Below are 3197 nucleotides of genomic sequence, written 5' to 3'. Positions count from 1 at the left end.
TGGTTTTGTATCTTTGGAAAATTATGGTAAATTTGTTTGTGTTAATGGGCATGCAATGAAAACTAAAAAATCTAAAAATACAAATTTTGCATTTTTAGTAAGAATTAATTTAACAGAACCTGTTGAAGACACAATTTCGTATGGAGAAAAAATTGCAGAATTAGCAACACAAATTGGTGGAGGAAAACCAATAGTACAAAGATTAAAAGATTTAAAAAGAGGAAGAAGATCTAATTGGGATAGAATAAAAAAAAGTTATGTTGTGCCTACATTAACAGAAATTACTCCTGGAGATATTTCAATGGCATTGCCATCAAGAATTGTTGAAAATATAAAAGAAGGTTTAGAAAAATTAGCAAAAGTTATTCCTGGTGTTGATTCTGATTCTACTTTAATATATGCTCCTGAAATAAAATTTTATTCATTAAGACTAGCAGTAAATAATAATATGGAATCAGAAATTAAAAATCTATTTTTATGCGGTGATGGAGCAGGAGTTTCAAGAGGGATAAATGGAGCTGCATTTACTGGTTTGATAACTGCAAAAGAAATAAATAAAAGAGAAAAAGAAATAAAAGGAAAACAAGATAAATTATAGTTTAAATCATTCCCCCTGTTGTTTGTGCACTTGAATGTACTTGGCAGAATAATCTATCATCATTATCTGTTAACACATCGCATACACTTACATCATGAAGAATATGTGCTACTGTTTTAATACATGTGCTTCTTTTATCTTTGATAGTTATTTGATTACACATAGCCATATTTTTATCTTCTTCTGCTTTTTCAATTAAACAATCCCATTTTTCTTCATCATCCATATCTAAACAGTCTTCAGATGTTTCTCCGATTTCTTCAGTTTCAGATAAAATTTCTGCTAATTCTTCTTCGCAATCTTCTAAATTATCAAAAGTTCTTAAACTTTGATACATATACATTCCACAGAATTCTTTATATCCGCATTCAGTAGAATCATCATCGAACCAATATCTATTTTCACATTCTAATTTTTCATCATTTGTTTCTATATTTTTATCAGTTTCATCTTGTATTTTAGTATTTGCTTTATTTTCTAAATCCTTTGAAGCATCTTCAAAAAGAGTGCATCCAAATAACATTAGAAATACAGCAAATGCAAATATTCCGTATATCTTTTTCATATAATATCACCAAATAATTAAAACAAAGATTATTTAAAAATCTTTTTATCTTGTTTGGGATACGTTTATAAACTCAAAAATACATATTCTTACACTAAGTGATTTATATGATACAAAAAACAAAAAGTAAAATGAGGTTAATTACAAATATTAGTCCTTTTTTTAGAGGATCTAATATAGAGATGAAAATCAAAGAAACTAAAGTTGCCTTTGATTTATTAGAAAAAGTTTTGCAAGAAAAAACAAGAAATAGAATACCAATAGAAATATTAAAAGAGTATCTAATACCAAATTTGATAAATTATGTGTATGGCATAACACAAAACGAAGAGAAGATTCATTATAATGAACTGATGATTTTATTTTCAATATTAAATAAAACACAAATTCCAAGTAATTTAGAAATACCTTCAGAAAGTTTTTTAATAAATTTAACTGATTTAAGTAAATGTGAAAATTTTGTTAAAAATTCATCAAAAATTATTGAAGAGATGCATCAAGCAATAAGTGCGGGTGTTTATAATAGAGTAATAGTAGATATTTTAAAAGAAAAGTTTGTTATAAAAGAAATTGTTTCTCCATTAATTGATAATAATATTAAATCTTCACCAATTGATGAAATACCCTTAGATACTAATGGAATTACTTTAACCAAATTTACTAATCCTTTAAATGAAGATGATAATTCTTTAAATGAAGATGATAATTCTTTAATTAATTTCAGTAGTTCTTTAGATAATTCAAATGCCCAATTACCCAAGTATACTCATGATTTAACTAGTGATACTGGTTTTTTAACTACAAGTGATTTTTTAAAATTGGATATACGCTCAGAAAATACTAAATTTTTTGGAACTAAAGAGTATAATTTAAAATTAAAAAATATTTTAACTAGATTTAAATATATTTATTCAAGATTTGTTTTAACTAATAAAATTGATAAAACTATTTTTAAAAAGGTATTTTGTGAGGGGCAAGTTACTGGGTTAAAAAATATGCTTATTTCTTATGAAGAATATGATTGTTTATTTAAATTAAGTTTTGAAATAATTAATGCAGTACCAAATGATATTGGGTTTTTATTTAATGAAAATGGAGATAAAGATAGTACATTGGCTTTGATGAGAAGAATATTAGATACTATAATGAAAATGGAAAATAAAGGTTTAGAAATATTTGGTTAAATACTAACAAATACTTTAAAAACTTCTTGAATATATAATTATTAAATAAAATGTGATTAATATGTTTGATGATAAATATTCAAAAGAAATTGAAGAAAAGTGGCAAAGAGAATGGGAAAAATATAAAGTTTACAATTTTGATGAAAGTAAAGAATCAAAAAAACCAATTTATTCTATGGATACTCCACCCCCATTTACAAGTGGAAAACTTCATATGGGCCATATTTTAAGTTATGCTTATTTTGATTTTATTGCAAGGTATAAAAGAATGAAAGGATATAATGTATATTATCCACAAGGTTGGGATTGTCAAGGTTTTCCAACAGAAGTTAAAATTGAAAAAAAATATGGGATAAAAAATAGGGAAGAATTTTTACAGCATGCACATGAATGGACAAATGAAATGATTGAAAAAATGAAAAAACAAATGATTTCAGTAGGATTTTCTCCAGATTGGAGATATGAATATAAAACAATTTCTCCAGAATACCATAAAAAAGTTCAATTATCTCTTTTAAATATGTATGAATTGGGAGATTTATATAATGCGGAACACCCAATTCATTGGTGTCCAAGATGCGGTTCAGCTATTGCAAAAGCAGAAACAAATGATATTGAAAGAACAACAACTTTGAATTATCTTAAATTCAAATGTAAAGGAGATGATGTTTTAGTTGCAACTACTAGACCTGAAATGTTGCATGCATGTGTTGCAGTTTTGTTTCATCCAGAAGATAAAAGATATTCAAAATATGCAAATGAAGAAATTGAAACTCCTTTTGGTAAAAAAGTAAAATTTATTCCAGATAAAGATGTAGATAAAAATTTTGGAACTGGAGTAGTTATGGTT

The 3197-nt window shown here is 25.7% G+C and carries 4 protein-coding genes; 3 read left to right on the top strand and 1 reads right to left on the bottom strand.

Translation table 11 applies throughout. The features are described from left to right. Nucleotides 1-598: FAD-dependent oxidoreductase (locus tag WC356_07715; GenBank protein ID MFA5383029.1), on the top strand; the 598-nt coding region annotated here is incomplete at its 5' end. Between the two features lies 1 nt (nucleotide 599). On the opposite strand, the gene WC356_07710 is transcribed toward WC356_07715, so the two are convergent. Continuing rightward, nucleotides 600-1163, bottom strand: coding sequence for a hypothetical protein (locus tag WC356_07710; GenBank protein MFA5383028.1), 564 nt, complete (start codon nucleotides 1161-1163; stop codon nucleotides 600-602). Between the two features lie 107 nt (nucleotides 1164-1270). Here WC356_07710 and WC356_07705 point away from each other — a divergent pair, with 107 nt between their 5' ends. Then, nucleotides 1271-2347 carry a hypothetical protein gene (locus tag WC356_07705; protein ID MFA5383027.1) on the top strand — a complete coding sequence of 359 codons (1077 nt, stop codon included), beginning with the start codon at nucleotides 1271-1273 and terminating at the stop codon, nucleotides 2345-2347. A gap of 61 nt (nucleotides 2348-2408) precedes the next feature. Then, nucleotides 2409-3197: class I tRNA ligase family protein (locus tag WC356_07700; GenBank protein MFA5383026.1), on the top strand; the 789-nt coding region annotated here is incomplete at its 3' end.

The sequence above is a fragment of the Candidatus Micrarchaeia archaeon genome (assembly GCA_041653315.1).
In the GTDB taxonomy this organism is placed as follows: Archaea; Micrarchaeota; Micrarchaeia; order Anstonellales; family JAHKLY01; genus JAHKLY01.
Note: the sequence above shows the minus strand (reverse complement) of the source record. Positions and strands in the feature narration are given on the sequence as shown.

Coding starts and splice junctions, on each gene's coding strand:
- WC356_07705 (MFA5383027.1), top strand. CDS start 1,271: ATGATACAAAAAACAAAAAGTAAAATGAGGTTAATTACAAATATTAGT.
- WC356_07710 (MFA5383028.1), bottom strand. CDS start 1,163: ATGAAAAAGATATACGGAATATTTGCATTTGCTGTATTTCTAATGTTA.